This window comes from Phytomonospora endophytica, assembly GCF_014202425.1.
Lineage (GTDB): Bacteria > Actinomycetota > Actinomycetes > Mycobacteriales > Micromonosporaceae > Phytomonospora > Phytomonospora endophytica.
The window spans coordinates 1-15,268 of the sequence record NZ_JACHGT010000019.1 but is presented as its reverse complement, the minus strand read 5'-3'; the positions used below and the strand labels follow the sequence as shown (position 1 = coordinate 15,268).

17 protein-coding genes are annotated in these 15,268 nt (G+C 71.2%); 9 read left to right on the top strand and 8 right to left on the bottom strand.

The genetic code is table 11. From position 1 onward, the window contains the following. The first annotated feature begins 739 nt into the window (after window positions 1-739). The 4 genes from HNR73_RS33295 to HNR73_RS33280 all read left to right on the top strand — a co-directional run bounded on the left by HNR73_RS33295 (window position 740) and on the right by HNR73_RS33280 (window position 3,383). Window positions 740-1,120: a hypothetical protein gene (locus HNR73_RS33295; protein ID WP_184791831.1), complete on the top strand. Its 381-nt coding sequence runs from the start codon at window positions 740-742 to the stop codon at window positions 1,118-1,120. 379 nt (window positions 1,121-1,499) lie between these two features. Continuing rightward, window positions 1,500-2,114, top strand: a complete 615-nt coding sequence (locus HNR73_RS33290; protein WP_184791829.1) for a helix-turn-helix domain-containing protein — start codon at window positions 1,500-1,502, stop codon at window positions 2,112-2,114. After that, window positions 2,095-2,814 carry an SRPBCC family protein gene (locus HNR73_RS33285; protein ID WP_184791827.1) on the top strand — a complete coding sequence of 240 codons (720 nt, stop codon included), beginning with the start codon at window positions 2,095-2,097 and terminating at the stop codon, window positions 2,812-2,814. Before HNR73_RS33290 ends, HNR73_RS33285 begins: the two co-directional genes overlap by 20 nt. A gap of 26 nt (window positions 2,815-2,840) precedes the next feature. After that, on the top strand, window positions 2,841-3,383 hold the full coding sequence (locus HNR73_RS33280; protein ID WP_239122438.1) for a flavin reductase family protein: 543 nt from the start codon (window positions 2,841-2,843) through the stop codon (window positions 3,381-3,383). Here HNR73_RS33280 and HNR73_RS33275 read toward each other — a convergent pair. Further along, window positions 3,380-4,636, bottom strand: a complete 1,257-nt coding sequence (locus HNR73_RS33275; protein WP_184791825.1) for an MFS transporter — start codon at window positions 4,634-4,636, stop codon at window positions 3,380-3,382. The two genes, HNR73_RS33280 and HNR73_RS33275, sit on opposite strands and share 4 nt — an antisense overlap. 73 nt (window positions 4,637-4,709) lie before the next feature. Between HNR73_RS33275 and HNR73_RS33270 the strand changes: the two genes are divergently transcribed. After that, window positions 4,710-5,249, top strand: a complete 540-nt coding sequence (locus HNR73_RS33270) for a CGNR zinc finger domain-containing protein (RefSeq protein ID WP_184791823.1) — start codon at window positions 4,710-4,712, stop codon at window positions 5,247-5,249. A 54-nt stretch (window positions 5,250-5,303) separates the two neighbouring features. Here HNR73_RS33270 and HNR73_RS33265 read toward each other — a convergent pair whose 3' ends face one another. The 4 genes from HNR73_RS33265 to HNR73_RS33250 form a co-directional block, all read right to left on the bottom strand. Beyond that, window positions 5,304-6,092, bottom strand: a complete 789-nt coding sequence (locus HNR73_RS33265) for an SGNH/GDSL hydrolase family protein (RefSeq protein WP_184791821.1) — start codon at window positions 6,090-6,092, stop codon at window positions 5,304-5,306. 234 nt (window positions 6,093-6,326) lie between these two features. After that, window positions 6,327-6,653 carry a DUF1416 domain-containing protein gene (locus HNR73_RS33260; RefSeq protein WP_184792132.1) on the bottom strand — a complete coding sequence of 109 codons (327 nt, stop codon included), beginning with the start codon at window positions 6,651-6,653 and terminating at the stop codon, window positions 6,327-6,329. 5 nt (window positions 6,654-6,658) lie between these two features. Then, the gene (locus HNR73_RS33255) at window positions 6,659-7,519 is read right to left on the bottom strand and encodes a sulfurtransferase (RefSeq protein ID WP_184791818.1); all 861 of its coding nucleotides are present in this window, start codon (window positions 7,517-7,519) and stop codon (window positions 6,659-6,661) included. Window positions 7,520-8,177: 658 nt separating this feature from the next. Continuing rightward, window positions 8,178-8,978, bottom strand: a complete 801-nt coding sequence (locus HNR73_RS33250; RefSeq protein ID WP_184791816.1) for an NmrA family NAD(P)-binding protein — start codon at window positions 8,976-8,978, stop codon at window positions 8,178-8,180. Window positions 8,979-9,192: 214 nt separating this feature from the next. Here HNR73_RS33250 and HNR73_RS33245 point away from each other — a divergent pair, with 214 nt between their 5' ends. Both HNR73_RS33245 and HNR73_RS33240 read left to right on the top strand, forming a co-directional pair. Next, on the top strand, window positions 9,193-9,633 hold the full coding sequence (locus HNR73_RS33245; protein WP_184791814.1) for a VOC family protein: 441 nt from the start codon (window positions 9,193-9,195) through the stop codon (window positions 9,631-9,633). Window positions 9,634-9,686: 53 nt separating this feature from the next. Then, window positions 9,687-10,616, top strand: a complete 930-nt coding sequence (locus tag HNR73_RS33240) for an AraC family transcriptional regulator (protein ID WP_184791812.1) — start codon at window positions 9,687-9,689, stop codon at window positions 10,614-10,616. A 48-nt stretch (window positions 10,617-10,664) separates the two neighbouring features. Here HNR73_RS33240 and HNR73_RS33235 read toward each other — a convergent pair whose 3' ends face one another. Continuing rightward, the gene (locus HNR73_RS33235; RefSeq protein ID WP_184791810.1) at window positions 10,665-11,411 is read right to left on the bottom strand and encodes an LmeA family phospholipid-binding protein; all 747 of its coding nucleotides are present in this window, start codon (window positions 11,409-11,411) and stop codon (window positions 10,665-10,667) included. A 41-nt stretch (window positions 11,412-11,452) separates the two neighbouring features. After that, window positions 11,453-12,328, bottom strand: coding sequence for a hypothetical protein (locus tag HNR73_RS33230; protein WP_184791808.1), 876 nt, complete (start codon window positions 12,326-12,328; stop codon window positions 11,453-11,455). Between the two features lie 297 nt (window positions 12,329-12,625). Here HNR73_RS33230 and HNR73_RS33225 point away from each other — a divergent pair, with 297 nt between their 5' ends. Both HNR73_RS33225 and HNR73_RS33220 read left to right on the top strand, forming a co-directional pair. Next, entirely contained in the window at window positions 12,626-13,336 is a 711-nt protein-coding gene (locus HNR73_RS33225; protein ID WP_184791806.1) for a winged helix-turn-helix transcriptional regulator, read from the top strand. Between the two features lie 43 nt (window positions 13,337-13,379). Next, a complete protein-coding gene (locus HNR73_RS33220) occupies window positions 13,380-13,964 on the top strand; it encodes an AAA family ATPase (protein WP_203687054.1) in 585 nt (194 codons plus the stop codon). Here the strand turns inward: HNR73_RS33220 and mshD are convergent. After that, a complete protein-coding gene (mshD, locus tag HNR73_RS33215) occupies window positions 13,924-14,817 on the bottom strand; it encodes a mycothiol synthase (protein WP_184791804.1) in 894 nt (297 codons plus the stop codon). The two genes, HNR73_RS33220 and mshD, sit on opposite strands and share 41 nt — an antisense overlap. Window positions 14,818-15,268 lie beyond the last annotated feature (451 nt).

The window sequence follows — 15,268 nt, the reverse complement described above, 5'->3', positions numbered from 1 at the left end:
TTGGCGAAAACCTGCCACACACGATCCTCACTTCAAGGCGGCCGAAGCCAAACGCGCATCAGCCGCCAAGCCATGGCGGTCCGCCGTCACGAGCCGTCCACCCCGGCAAGTCCGCGCACCCTGCTCGGCCGAAGTCACCCACACGCGTGCCCAGCTGCGGCTGCGGAAATCTCACCGCACACCGAGCGGCCGCGCACAACGACAGCACTGACACCGAGCCTCCGCACACAGAGACCACCACTGCGCCTCACAAGCCGAACGCACCAGTTCAGCGAGCTATCGGGTTGCGTACGCCTGAAGTCAGCCCACTGCCCACTGCCCACTGCCCACTGCCCACTGCCCACTGCCCACTGCCCACTGCCCACTGCCCACTGCCCACTGCCCACTGCCCACTGCGAATTATCAGGCCGCGAGCGCGAGATGCCGCAGCTCGCCAGGCGGCTCTCGACTCGACACCCACCCGCGTGGACGCTGCAAGACGCCCTCGCCCCTCGCCCCTCGCCCCTCGCCCCTCGCCCCTCGCCCCTCGCCCCTCGCCCCTCGCCCCTCGCCCCTCGCCCCTCGCCCCTCGCCCCTCGCCGGCGAGCCTCCGCCAACGAAGCCAGGACCGCCGACTCGAAGCCTCAGACGCCAACGGCTGAACCCCACCGTCGATCGCTGCCAGGGAGGCCCCCGCTGCGGGAACCTGCGCCACCTCACAGCTCCCAACCAATGCATCGGCGAGCGCTGCCGCCGGGGCATGGCACCACGTTCGCTCGGCCGGGTTTGTGCCACGCCATGCCCGCGCTCCGGCTCTCACTTCGGCCTCGGGCGCGGCTTCGGCCTCGGGCGCGGCTTCGGCCTCGGGCGCGGCTTCGGCTTCGGCTTCGGCCTCGGGCGCGGCTTCGGCTTCGGCTTCGGCCTCGGGCGCGGCTTCGGCTTCGGCTTCGGCTTCGGCTTCGGCCTCGGGCGCGGGCGCGGCTTCGGCTTCGGCTTCGGCTTCGGCTTCGGCTTCGGCTTCGGCCTCGGGCGCGGGCGCGGGCGCGGGCGCGGCTTCGGCTTCGGCTTCGGCTTCGGCTTCGGCTTCGGCTTCGGCTTCGGCTTCGGCTTCGGCTTCGGCTTCGGCTTCGGCGGGATCTGACCACGTCGGACACCCTCCGCCTTCGCCGCCGCTCACCGGCTCGCCTTCCTGCACGTGTGCCTCTCCGCCGACGCGCCGGCAACTGACGCCCACAGTGCAAGAGCCCGTGAGCGGGCCCGCCCTCAACCCCACCGCCTCCTGCCCCGGGCACCACAGACCCCACCCCACTGCCCCACCCCAACGCCACGGCACTGCCAGCCGCTGCGTCCTCACCCCACCGCGCCCCAAACTGCCACCAGCCGCCGCGCCCTCCACCTCACCGCACCTCGCCGCGCCCTCCACCTCGCCGCACCGCGCCGCGCCCTCCACCTCGCCGCACCGCACCGCGCCGCACCCACCTCCACTTGACAACTTTTCTTGTCCAGTGCAAGCTCCCCCCATGCCCACCCACGACCTCGTCGACGAGCCCGACCGTCTGCGACGGGCGCTCACCCCTCTTCGGCGCACGCTTCTCGCGCGGTTGCGGACGCCCGCGTCGGCGCCTGAGCTGGCCGCCGAGCTGGGCGTTCCCCGTCAGCGGCTGGGTTACCACCTGCGCCAGCTCGAAGAGCTCGGCCTGCTCGAACTGGTCGAGGAGCGCCCACGGCGGGGCCGTCTTGAGCGGGTGTTGCGGACCGTGGCGGATGCGTTCGTGGTCGACCCGGACGTCCTTGAGGCGTCCGACGTGTCCGTGTCCGATGCGGTGACGCCCGAGACGACCCATCGCCATGCCTCCGAGCATCTCCTCGCCGTCGCGTCGCGGGCGGTGCGGGACGTCGCGCGGATGCAGGCGGCCAGTCAGCGGCAGGGCAGCCGCCTCTTGACCTTCACGCTCGAAACCGAGGTCGCGTTCGCTTCGCCCGACGACGTGGGCGCCTTCGCGGAGGCGCTCGCCGGGGCCATCGCCGAGGTCGCCGCGTCCTTCCACACTCCGGGCGGGCGACCGTACCGGCTCATCGGCGCCGGGCACCCCGCGCCGGGAACGGGAGATCCTGATGAACGACAGCACGCCTGACCCGATCGTCATCGAGGTCACGGTCGCCGCGTCCCCCGCGGAGGTGTGGCCAGCCCTGCGCGACCCGGCGCTGATCCGCCGGTGGCACGGCTGGCACGTCGAAGGCCTCGACGAGGAGATCGCCCTCATCTACGGCTCCGACTTCACCGAGGACCCCGACCACTACACCCTCCGCCTGGGCGTCGAGCACTTCAGCCTCCACCCCGCCGGCGACAGCACCATCGTCCGCCTGACCCGCGCCCCTCGCGGCGCCCAGCCCGACTGGGACGCCTACTACGACGACATCACCGAGGGCTGGCACACCTTCCTCCGCCAGCTGCGCTTCGGCATCGAACGCCACGGCCTGTCCGACCGGCGCACGCTCTTCCTCGCGGGCGCCACGCGCGGGAACGCCGTCGAGCTCCTCGGCCTCGGGGAGGCCGCGTCACAACCCGTCGGCAGCGGCTACAAGGCGCAGCCGGCCACGGGCGACGCCTGGTCGGGCGAGGTCTGGGACCGCACCGACGAACAGGTCTTCCTCACCGTCGCCGAACACGGCGACAGCCTCCTCGTCCTCGCCCGCCAGCCGGTCACCGAGTTCCGTCCCTCCGGCGGCTGGATGATCCTGTTCAACGCCTACGACTTCACCGACACCGACTTCGCCGACCTCGAACGCCGCTGGATGGAGTGGTGGTCGACGATCACCGTCGCCGCCGACTGACGTCGCCGGCACCGTACGGTGGTGTCGTGAACACCTCGCCCGAGCCGGGAGGCATGATCCACGCGGACCATCCGTTCGCCGCGCCCGCGGGCTCCCGCGATCCCGCGCGGCAACTGCGCGGCCGCCTCGTCGCACCGGTGACGGTGTGGACGTCGGGCACCGCCGGGCTGACCGTCTCGTCGCTGGTCGTCGCGGCCGGGGAGCCCGCCTCGGTCTGCGCCCTCCTCGACCCCGACAGCGATCTGGCCGAGGCGCTCGGCGACGACGGCCGCGCGGTGGTCAACGTGCTGCGCTGGCGGCATCGGACCGTCGCGGACGTCTTCGCGGGGCTGCATCCCTCGCCGGGCGGCGTTTTCCGCACCGGCGAGTGGGTCGACGGGCCGGTCGGCCCGGTGCTGGCCGACGCGGCCGGGGTGGCACTGGTGACCGTCGTCGACCGTCGCCGGGTGGGCTGGAACGATCTCGTGACGGCCACCGTCGACGAGGTCACCACCTCGGACGACACCGGCGACCTGCTCGCCTACGCGCGCGGCCGCTACCGCACGGTCGGCGAGGCGGCCGGCGGCTAGTCCGTCTCGGGCTCCGGGGGCAGCTTCTTCTCGGTCACGTTGCGGAGGAAGGGAACGAAGGTCGCGACGACGATCAGCGCCAGTACCGCGAAGGTCCAGCGGACGCCGACGAACTCGGCGAGCACTCCGGCGAGACCGGCGCCGAGTGGCAGCGTTCCCCAGCTGATGAGGCGGGCGGTCGCGGAGTAGCGGCCGTACATCTCCTGCGGGACGAGTTGCTGGGAGATGGTGCGGCTGGTGACCGTCCACAGTGTCCCCCCGAGTCCGCCGGCGAAACCGGCGACGCCGATCAGCACGGGGTGCGGGAAGATCGCCGGGATCGCCACCATGACAAGGGTTCCGACGAGGTCGGCGAACAGTGTGTTGCGGCGGCCGAGGAGCTTGTTGAGCGGTTCGGCCAGGAACACTCCGGCGAGCCCGCCGGCGCCGATGGTGCTGATCAGCAGGCCGTAGGCGGCTCCGCTGAGGTGCAGTTCACCGGTGGCGAAGGTGGGCAGCAGCGCGAGCCAGGCGCTCCAGCTGATGATGAGCACGGAGATGGTGACCGTCATCGTCCACAGGAGACGGTTGCGGCGCAGGAAGCGCAGTCCTTCCCGGATGTCGGCGTTGACGGATCCGCGGGCCGGGGCGCGCGTGGTGCGGACGGCCTTGAAACCGCCGACGAGCAGCAGGGTCAGCAGGATCCCGATCCCGTAGGCGACGGCGGTCGCGCCGAGGGAGACGGCGGCGCCGAGCCCGACGAGGAGGCCACCGAGGGCGGGACCGGCGAACTCGTTCGTCACGGTCTCGGCGCCGGTGACCCAGGCGTTGGTCCTCGTCAGCTGCGCGGGCCGCACCGCCGACGGGACGATGGCGCTCAAGGACGTCGAGGCGATCACGTCGGTGACGCCGACGACCAGGGCGGCGCCGAGCAGGACGGGCATCGCGACGGTGTCGGTCGCCAGCGTCAGGAGGAGCGCGCCGACGGCACCGAGCCGGATGGTGTTGGCGATCGACAGCAGGCGCCGCCGGTCGACCCGGTCCACGAGCACACCGACGTGCAGCGCGACCAGCAGCCACGGCAGCGTGAGCGCGAATCCGACGGCCGCGACCTGCGCGGGCGAACCGGTCAGGCCCACGGCGAGCAGGGGCAGGGCAACGCGCAGGACGCCGTCGGCGAGGTTGGTGATCGCGGTGAAGGCGACCAGGACGGGCGCGTTGCGCGCCGCCGGGGCGGTCGTGGCGGCGGTTTCCCGGCCCATCGTGAGCGTCATGAAGAGTCTCCAGGTGCACCATCTAATGAGTTAGCCGGTGTGATCATAACCGTCTATGTGATTAGATGGAAGAGTGACGGAACCTTCGGCCGCGGCGACCCTGATCCTCGACTTCGCGAACACGATCGACATCGAGGACCGGACGGACGTGTTCACGACCGTCGAGGGCATGACCACGTGGCTCATGCGGCGGAAACTCTCCCCCGAGGGCACGGTCGTCCCCTACGACGACCTGCTGCTCCTGCGCGCCGGCCTGCGTGCGCGACTGCTCCTCGACAACGGCGGCGAGGCCGCCACCGCCGAGATCGCCGCCGCCGAGAAGGTGCTGGCGCGCTCGCCGCTGGCGGTGCGCATCGGGTCGGGCGAGACACCCGACGAGCCGCTCGCCGTGGAAGGACCGGTCACGCACCTGGCCGCCGCGTGGGTGCTGACGGTCGCGTCGGGCGACTGGCGGCGCCTCAAGCAGTGCCCCGACCACGAGTGCGGCTGGGTCTTCTGGGACGCGACGCGCAGCCGCACCCGCCGCTGGTGCACGATGCGCGTCTGCGGCAATCGCGCGAAAGTCCGCGCGTACAGCGCGCGGCGGCGCGGCGCCGACGACACGCGGGTATGAAGGAAGCCCGGCCCCCTCCGGCAAGTCGGGGACCGGGCTTCGCCTGACCGTCGGCTACAGCTTCGCCATCACCACGTCGGTGTAGGCGTCCTGACCGGCACGGGTCGGGTGGAAGGACTCGACGTTCGAGCCCGGCACGTATCCGAGGATGTACGGGTCGGCCGAGCAGACCTCGTGCCCGGTGAAGGCCGCGCGGGGGTCGGCGAAACCGAAGCCGTGCGCGGTCGCGACGGTCTTGGTCGCCTCGGCGAGCTGGTCGGCGGCCTCGTTCAGCGCCGACTGCTCCTCCGGCGTGATGGCGAGGGTCGACGCGCAGGTCGCGCCGCTGAACAACCGCGGGTTGCCGACGACCACGATCAGCGCCTGCGTCGCCTTCGACCGGATCTCGGTGTAGAGGGCGTCGAGACGGCCGGGCAGCACGTCACTGATCTTGGCCTTCGCGCCCTCGATCGCGCCGAGGCACAGGGCCGTGTCGGTTCCGGCACAGGCGCCGAGGACCGAGGAGAAGCCGATGTCGTTGCCGCCGACACCGACCGTCACGTGCTCGATGGCGCCCGACAGGTGACCGAGCTGGTTCGCCGAGACGTCGGCGGTCTTGGCGCCCGAGCAGGCGTCGAAGAACAGCGCTTCGCTGGACTGCCAGGCGATCTGCTCGGGGTAGGCGTGCGCGGAGCGGTAGCAGTCGTTGCCCGACTGGTAGTCCCCGGCACCCACGCCCGAAGCGTAGGAGTCGCCGAGAGCGGCGTACATGAGGGGCGCGGCCTGTGCGGGGGTGGCCGCAAGGACCGAGACCGATGCCGCCACGGCCATGGTGGACAGTGCGGCGAGGGTGCGAAAGCGCATGTGGGCTCCTTCTCGTTTCCCTGGCGTGCATGACACACGGCAACCGTCCGTCCCCAATGGACGGTGGTTGCCGTGTGATCATCTTAGGGGACCCTGCGTGTTCTGATCCTTAATGGAGGGTTAAGAACCGGCACAAGCACTGACCTTTCACCCGCACCCGCACAGACAGCGGCCCCGCGACCGGAAACCTCACAATCCGGTGCGGGGCCGCCGCGACAGACCCAGGGAGGAGGGTCAATCGGCGAGGTTCACCACGACGTCGTTCTGGCCGTTCGTCGCGGTCACCTCGGTCGAACCTTCGCCCGCGCGGGCGAGTGCCCGCAGCGTCCACGTTCCCGGCGCGGCGAAGAAGCGGAACACGCCCTCGGGGGAGGTCACCACCTCGGCGGTGAACTCACCGGAGGAGTCGAGCAGGCGCACGTAGGCGCCGGAGACCGCGGCACCGTCCACATTGACCACACCGGTGATCACGGTCTCCTTGGTCAGGTCCACCGACGCCGGAAGCGGGGCGGCCTGGTCCGGCGCGCCGCAGCCCGCCGCGACCTGCTGGTGCTGTGCCAAGGCGCTCACGCGTCCACCTCGATCTTTCCGGGCTCGTCGCCCAACGCGATCGGCACGCCGACCAGGGAGCCGTACTCGGTCCAGGAACCGTCGTAGTTGCGGACCTGCGCGTGGCCGAGCAGCTCACGCAGGACGAACCAGGTGTGCGAGGAGCGCTCGCCGATGCGGCAGTAGGCGATCGTCGACTTCGACCCGTCGAGGCCGGCCTCGCCGTAGAGCTCGCGCAGTTCGTCGTCGGACTTGAAGGTGCCGTCGGCGTTGGCGGCCTTCGACCACGGGACGCTCAGCGCCGTCGGGATGTGCCCGGCGCGCTGCGACTGCTCCTGCGGGAGGTGCGCCGGCGCCAGGAGGCGGCCGGAGTACTCGTCGGGGCTGCGGACGTCGACGAGGTTCTCCGCGCCGATCGAGTTCACCACGTCGTCGCGGAACGCGCGGATGGAGTTGTCGGGCGACTTGGCCTCGTAGTTCGTGGCGTCGCGCTTGACGGCGTCGCTCGACAGTGGACGGTCGTCGAGCTCCCACTTCTTGCGGCCACCGTCGAGGAGGCGCACGTCGAGGTGGCCGTAGAGCTTGAAGTACCAGTAGGCGTAGGCGGCGAACCAGTTGTTGTTGCCGCCGTAGAGGATCACGATGTCGTTGTTGCCGATGCCGCGCTCGGACAGCAGCGCGGAGAACTGCGCCCGGTTGACGAAGTCGCGGCGAACGGCGTCCTGCAGGTCGGTCTTCCAGTCGAGCTTGACCGCACCCGGGATGTGGTTGCGGTCGTAGGCGGCGGTGTCCTCATCGACCTCGACGAAGACGATGCCGGGGGTGGTGAGGTTCTCCTCGGCCCATTGGGCGGAGACGAGCACGTTGTCGCGACTCATTACGGTCCTTCGGTTGATGTTTTCGGGTGACGACGATCAACCGGGCGAGAACTGCGTGGCGAAAGGCCTGCGCCGGATATGCGCGAAGAACGTGCGGGTTTCGCACGTTCGGCGCGGGGCGCGGTGTGGGTTTAAGAGCGCACGCAGCAGCGGCCGGTCAGCGGCCGGGGCGACACAGGCAGGCGGCGATCTTGCAGTAATCGATCGCACGCCGCTTCGTCAGCAAGGGCGAAGGCGTACGCATGGCGCCGACGTTAGCACGCTGAGCAGCGGGGGACCAGGGGCGTCTCGCAGGGTGGAGCGGGCCGGGGGCGGCGCTGGGGGTGGGGTGGGAGGTTGCGTGGGGTTTCGGGGGTGTTTCGGGCTCGCGGTCGTCCACAACCGCCCGGTTGTCCACAACCGCCCGGTTGTCCACAGCCGCCCGGTTGTCCACAGCGAACGCGGCTCACGTTCGCCGGCCCATGCCTGGGGCGGCGCTACGGTCGACGGTAGGGAGGAGGCCGGGAGGCCCCACGGGGGCATTCACGTTCTGCCGCGGCGGGAGACCACCCACGTTCTGCCGCGGCGGGAGACCACCCACGTCCTGCCGGGGCCGAAACCGTTCACGTCTCGCCGAGGCGGGCGAGGCGATCCCCACCCCAGCCCGCCCCTCCCCCGCCTACCTCCCCGCGACCTCCCCCAGCCACACCCTCGCGTCGAGCGGCTCGCGCCCGAGCACGTCGCGCACGGTCGTCGTCAGTACGGCGCCCTTGCTCTGCCGCAGTTCGCCGAGCAGCAGCGTCATCAGCTCGACCTCCTCCTCCGACAGTCCGGCCGCCCGCAGGCTCGCCGCGTACTCCTCGGCGCTCACCGCCTCGTAGCGCAGCTCGCGGCCGGTGGCCTCGGCGTAGCCGCCGAGGAGTTCGCCGAAGGTCAGGGCGCGCGGTCCGCTCAGTTCGAGGATCTTCCCGGTGTGCCCGTCCTCGACGAGGGCGGCGGCGGCCACGGCGGCGATGTCGCGCGTGTCGATGAACGCCTCGCGGCCATCACCGGTCGGGAGGGCGAGCACGCCCGTCGCGTCCATCGGCTCGGTGAACCAGGGCAGCTCGGCGAGGTTCTGCGTGAACCACGCCGGGCGCAGCACGGTCCACTCCGCGCCCGACTCGACGACGCCCCGCTCGCGCTCCTCGATCAGTTCGACCTGCCGGGGATGCGTCAGTCTCGCCGACAGCAGCACGAGCCGCCCGACACCGGCGGCGACGGCCCGCCGCGCGAAGTCGCCGACGAGGACCGGATCCTCAGTGGTCTCGACGATGTAGGCGGCGTCGGCGCCCTTGAGGAAACCGTCCCAGGTGGACGCGTCGGTCCAGTCGAAGCCGGTGGCGCGCGAGGCGGGGCGCACCTCGGCGCCGCGGTCGGTGAGGGAGGAGACGACGTGGCGGCCGGTCTTGCCGGTCGCGCCGAGCACGAGATAGGTCATGCACTCATCGAACCCGCCCGAACCTGGACGGCCAATGGCAAAGAATCCACGTTCGATGTTCGGGCGTCCAAAACGCTCCTTCGCGCGGCCACGTCGGCGAGGGTATCGGCGGCGGGCCGAAAAATGATCCGGCCGGATGTCGAGAACCCCCCGGCGGCTCCGTCCCAGGTGCGGAAGGCGGCCGCGAGGGCCGCCACTACCGAGGAGAACAACCGTGACGCTCCAGCGCATGGACAACATCGGCATCGTCGTCGCCGACCTCGACGCCGCCGTCGCCTTCTTCACCGAGCTCGGCATGGAGCTGGAGGGCACCGGCCGGGTCGAGGGCGCCGTCCCCGACCTCTGTGTCGGACTCGAAGGCGTCAGCTGCGACATCGCGATGATGCGCACCCCCGACGGCCACTCGCGGCTCGAAATCGCGAAGTACCTCAGCCCCGAGCCGATCGACGCCGGACAGCGCGAACGCACGCACAACACCCTGGGCATGCACCGCGTGATGTACGCCGTCGACGACATCGACGACGTCGTCGAGCGGCTGCGCCCGCACGGCGGTGAAGTCGTCGGCGGCATCGCGCGGTACGAGGACGTCTACCGGCTCTGCTACATCCGCGGACCCGAGGGGATCTTCATCGGGCTCGCCCAGAAACTCGACTGAGACCTGGACGATCGAGGGGCCGAAAGGGCCCCTCGATGTGAGAACGTCTAAGGATGGACGCCCTTGAGACCCTGCTCGCCGACACCCGCGCGCGTGGGGCCGTCTTCTGCCAGTCGCTGGTCGACCCGCCGTGGGGCCTGCGTTTCGCCGACGGCAACGCGCTGACGGTCGTCGCGATGGCCCGTGGGACGGGCTGGGTCCTGACCGACGGCGAGCCGGTGCGGCTCGAAGCCGGGGACGTCGCGATCGTGCGCGGCCCCGACCCGTACGTCGTCGCCAACGCCCCCGGCACGGACCCGCGGATCGTCGTCGAGTCGTCCGAGATCTGCACCGACGCGACCGGCGGCGAACTACCGGACATGCTCTACATGGGGCCGCGCGTGTGGGGTGAGCGTCCCGACGCCGCCGACGTGCTCCTCACCGGCGGGTACCAGCTGCGTGAGGACGTGTGCCAGCGGCTGCTCGACGCGCTGCCGCGGGTGCTGGTGGTGCCGGCAGAGACCTGCGGGGCTCCGGTGATGGCCCTGGTGCTGCACGAGGTCGGGGCGGACCGGCCGGGGCAGCAGGCGGTCCTGGACCGCTTGCTGGATCTGCTGCTGGTGTCGACGTTGCGGGCCTGGTTCGACGCCGCCGGCGAGAACGCGCCCGGCTGGTACCGGGCGCTGGGCGATCCGGTCGCGGGCGTCGCGCTGCGGTTGATGCACGACGAGCCCGCGCGCCCGTGGACGGTGGCGGGCCTCGCGGCGAGGGCGGGGGTGTCGCGGGCCGGGTTCGCGCGGCGGTTCGCCGAGGTCGTGGGCGAGCCGCCGATGGCCTACCTGACGGGCCTGCGCGTCTCGCTGGCGGCGGACCGGCTGCGGCGCAGCGACGACACGGTGGGGGCGATCGCGCGGCGGGTGGGCTACTCCGACGGGTACGCCCTGTCGGTGGCGTTCACGCGCCTGAGGGGCGTGCGGCCGGGCGAGTTCCGGGTGGGGGCCTGACGCGCGAAGGGCCCGCCCCCGGGACGGAGCGGGCCGCGCGACCACGGGCTAGACCAGCGGTACCTCGTTCGCCGAAGCCGACAGCACCACCGCGTCGGGCTCGACCTTCACGTCGGACAGTTGCAGGTTGTACGGCAGCGGCGGGAGCGGGATCTCCTTGCTCAGCCCGCTCGCGAACTCCTGGATCAGCCCTTCGCCGCCCGGCGGGACCTGCACGCCGTCGGCGGTCATCTGGGTGACGGTGACCTTGACGGCGTTCTCGCCCATCTCGATCGTCGCGGCACCCGTCACCGGGATCTGCGTCCCGAAGACGTCGATCGTCGACTTGACCAGGAGCTGGTCGCCGTCGGCGCTGACCTCGACCTTGGCGTCGGTCTGGGCGAGGGTGTCCGAGATCGAGTCGTAGGTGAGCCGGGCGTCGGCGGTCATGCTCTGCGCGACGACGGGACCCGCGCCGTTGAGGACGTCGGTCATCGCCGCCGTGACGTTGCTGGCGTGCACGTTGAGCTCGGGCAGGTTGACGCCCTGGGCGGTGATGTCGCGGAAGTAGATGTCGATCTGCTCGTACTCACCGCCGAAGACCTGCGTGACGAAGGGCCACCCGCCCATGTCGACGTCGGGTTCGGTCGTCATCGTGACGCCCTGGTTGCCCGCCTCCTGGCTGATGAGGGTCGCGACCTTGTCCTCGGCGACCGACGCGGCGACCCGGTCGGCGATCACGAGGAGTCCGCCCAGCACGATCACGATGATCAGGGTGACCCGCAGGCCTTTTCTCTTCCACCACGGCTTAGGCACGGTGCGAGCGCTCCTTGGGGGTAGCGGGAGGGGAACGTGGACTACATTCCGCGCGCCAGGTACAGCACGCCGATCAGGTAGGCCATCGGCGCCGCGAAGGCGAAGGCCAGCAGCGGGCCGAGGGCGTGTCGTACGGGCCATGGTGCCACGGGCTCGCCAGCGAGGCGACGGGCGACGTTCGAGTAGGTGACGCCGAGATCGGCGAGCACGGCGGTGACGGCGACGACGAGTCCGGCGACGGCCGCGCGCGCCGGGGACGGCCCGACGAGCAGGACGCCGGAGTAGGCGCTGACGGCGGTGCCGACCATGGCGCCCAGGACGACGCCGAAGGCGCCTCGGGCGACATGGGGGGCGATGCGTGGCAGCGGGAGTGTCGCGTCGGACATGCGGGCGACGATGACGGCGGTGCCGGCCGCGAGGAGGCAACCGTCGAGGATCTGGGTACCGCCGTTGTGGCGGGTCAGCGCGATGGGCATGGCCAGCGCGACGGCCCCGACGGCGACGGTGAGCGACACGGCGAAGGACTCGGTGAGACGTTCGCGGCCGTCGCGGCGGACGAGCTGGCCCAGGAGGGCGAGACCGAAGGCGCCGGCGGTGATGTAGGCCAGGGTCTCCAGGGACAGGGGCCGCACGTAGACGGCGGCGATGTCGGCGCCGGCGGCGGCGATGAGGCCGGTCGTCAGGGCGATCCAGGGGGCGCTGGGGCGGGCGAGCCAGGTGAGGCAGACGACGAGGGCCGCCTGGACGCCGAAGGTGATGACGGCGAAGGCCTGGTGCGACATCTGCGCGCCGACGACGAGGGACGCGGTCAGCAGCCCGGCCCACGCGGCGACGGCGACGCACACGAGGCGGCGCACGGGTGGCGCGATCGGTACGCGGGGGACGTCGTCGTCGGTCGCGGCGAGCTGGTTCGGCACGGTGGTGATGGTGTCACGTCCGGGGGCCGCGTGGTGAGGGTGGTTCGGGCGGGGACCGTCGCCGGGCCGGGACACACGGCGGAAATCGCTTCGCGATCTTTAATGTTTCGGCTTTCGCCGCACGGCCGCACTCGCCGGGCCGCCCGCGTAACGAGCTCGCAACAAAGTCGTTACCGCGAGTCATCGTCGCATCTTGAGCGTCACCGAACTCCATGGTTATGATTCGGTGAACGCCCCCCGCCCGCCATTGACGCCGGGTTGTGACAGGTACGCCATAACGGCGGGAGGACGCACGGCATGGACATACTCATCCTCACCTCGGCTGAAGGCAACGGCGCTCAGGTACTTCCGGCGCTCGACCTTCTCCCCCACAAGCTCCGCGCCGCCGACCGCGACGTCCGCGCGCTGCTGGCCGGTCCGAGTCCCGACGTGGTCCTCGTCGACGGCCGCCGCGACCTCGCCGACGCCCGCGCGACCTGCCGCCTCCTGCGCACGACGGGCCTGAACGTGCCCCTCCTGGTCGTCCTGAGCGAGTCCGGGCTCATCGCCGTCAACCCCGACTGGGGCTTCGACGACCTGATCCTGACCACCGCCGGACCCGCCGAGGTCGAGGCGCGGCTGCGTCTCGCGGGCGGGCGCCTGGAGTCGGAGGGCGCGGGTGCGGGCGGGAATCTCGTGCGCGCCGGCGACCTGACGATCGACCCGGACACCTACGCCGCCAGGCTCAAGGGCCGGCCGCTGGACCTGACGTACAAGGAGTTCGAGCTGCTGCGGTTCCTGGCACAGCACCCCGGGCGCGTGTTCACGCGCGACCAGCTGCTGCGCGAGGTCTGGGGCTACGACTACTTCGGCGGAACGCGCACGGTCGACGTGCACGTGCGGCGGCTGCGCGCCAAGCTCGGCAGTGAGTACGAGGCGCTGATCGGGACGGTGCGGCAGGTCGGGTACAAGTTCGTGTCGCCGCCCCCGAGGGCACTGCCGGACCACGACCTGGTGCCGATCGCCTGAAAAGTCTTTGCGGACGGCCGCTTCGCGCCCTAACGTCCCCTTCGTGAGCATCCTCCTCCTCACCGGCATGCCCGGCGCCGGGAAGACCACCATGACGGACCTGGTCGCGCGGCGCCTGCCCCGCGCCGCCCGCCTGTCCGGCGACGTCGTCAGCCGCCTCATCGTCAGCGGACGGGTCGGGTTCCAGCAGGAACCCGCCGAGGAGTCCGCGCGGCAGGCCGAACTGTGCCTGCGCAACCTCGCGACCCTGGCCGCGAACTTCGCCGACGCGGGCATCACCGCGCTCGTCGACACGGTCGTCCCCGACCGCGCGCCGCTCGACCTCTTCGCCGGACTCGTCGCGCCCCGGCCCCTGCGACTGGTCGTCCTCGCCCCGGGCATCGACGCCTGCAAACACCGCAACAGCATCCGCGACCCCCGCGAACGCTTCGACTTCGACGGCTACGACGAACTCGACGCCCGCATGCGCGGCGACTTCGGCGACCGCGGCTGGTGGTTCGACACCTCCACCCTCGACGCCGAGACGACCGCCGACCGGATCGTCGCCGAGTCGGGCGCGCGAGCGGTGCTGCGGACGGACGACGCGCCTAGGACGCCGTGTACTGCACGTCGGTCGACCAGCGTGTGAAACCCGACTTCTCGTAAAGGCGCACCGCCTTGCCGTTCGACTCGTCGACGTAGAGGAGCACCGCGTCGAGGCCCAGGCCCTTGAGATGGGCGAGACCGATGTCGGTGAGGACGCCACCGAGGCCGATGCCCTGCGCCGAAGGATCGACACCCAGGACGTAGACCTCGCCGATCGGGCGCTCGCCCTGGTGGACTTTTGTCCAGTGGAAGCCGACGACCTCGCCGTCGCGCTCGGCGAGGAAGAGGCCGGCCGGGTCGAACCAGGGTTCGGCGATGCGCTGGTCGAGATCGCGGCGGGTCATCGCGCCCTGCTCGGGATGCCAGGCGAAGGCGCGGGCGTTGACGTCGAGCCAGGACTGCTCGTCACGGCCGACCTCGAATGTCCGAACGGTCAGCCCGGCGGGGAGTTTCGGACTGTCTATTGTGTCCAGTCGGCGCCGCATGCGGTAGAGGAGCCGCGACGCGACGAGACCGTACCGCTGAGCCAAGGCCCCCGCCGACGGATGGTCACCGTGCGCCCACAGCTGGATCGGCGCGCTGGCAACGACTTCGGACACCAGCGCGCCACCGATTCCTCGCGCTCGGTGTGCGGGGTGGACGCAGAGTTCACTCATCCCTGGCGTATCGTGGTCGATGGATTCGAGGTACGCGTAGCCGAGAAGTTCACCGTTCGCCTGATCCGCATCACGGATCAGCAGGTGAGAGGTGTTGTTCTCGCCGGGCGGGCTTTGATGGCGCAGCGCCAGCCGGACATGTTCGGCGAGCGGCGCGGTGCCGTCGGCGCGGGCGCAGATGTCGGCGAGAGCGAGGACATCGGCGACTTCGGTGGTGCTCAGGCGGTCTCGTCGTTCCACGGGTCCACGGTACGCGCGTTGATCTTCAGGTGTCCGCGAAGTGAGAGCGACGAAAATCGTCTGCAACCTCGATCGCGGGTCGCGCGTCCTTTACATGTATGAGACGTGATCGGCCCCGGGGGGATCGGAGCCGATCGCCTGAGCCGGGCGCAAGCGCGGCTCTTGGAACGGGCGGGCACCGTGCCGGGGTGCCCGCCCGTTCTCGTGCGCTTCGGGTTGGGTTGCGCTCGCTGGCGGGTTCGGCTGCTGTGGTGGGGGTGGGTGCGGGTTCGCCTGCTGCGCTGGGACGGCTGCGCCTCCGGGACGCCTGCCTCCGAGACCACCACTCCACCGGGGCGCCTGCCCCTCTAGGTGCAGGGTGCGTTGCCGGGGCTCTGCCCCGGACCCCGCAAGGGGCTTCGCCCCCTTGACCCCCGGCCTCGCTCGGGAGACTGGGGGTGCCTTAGCGGTC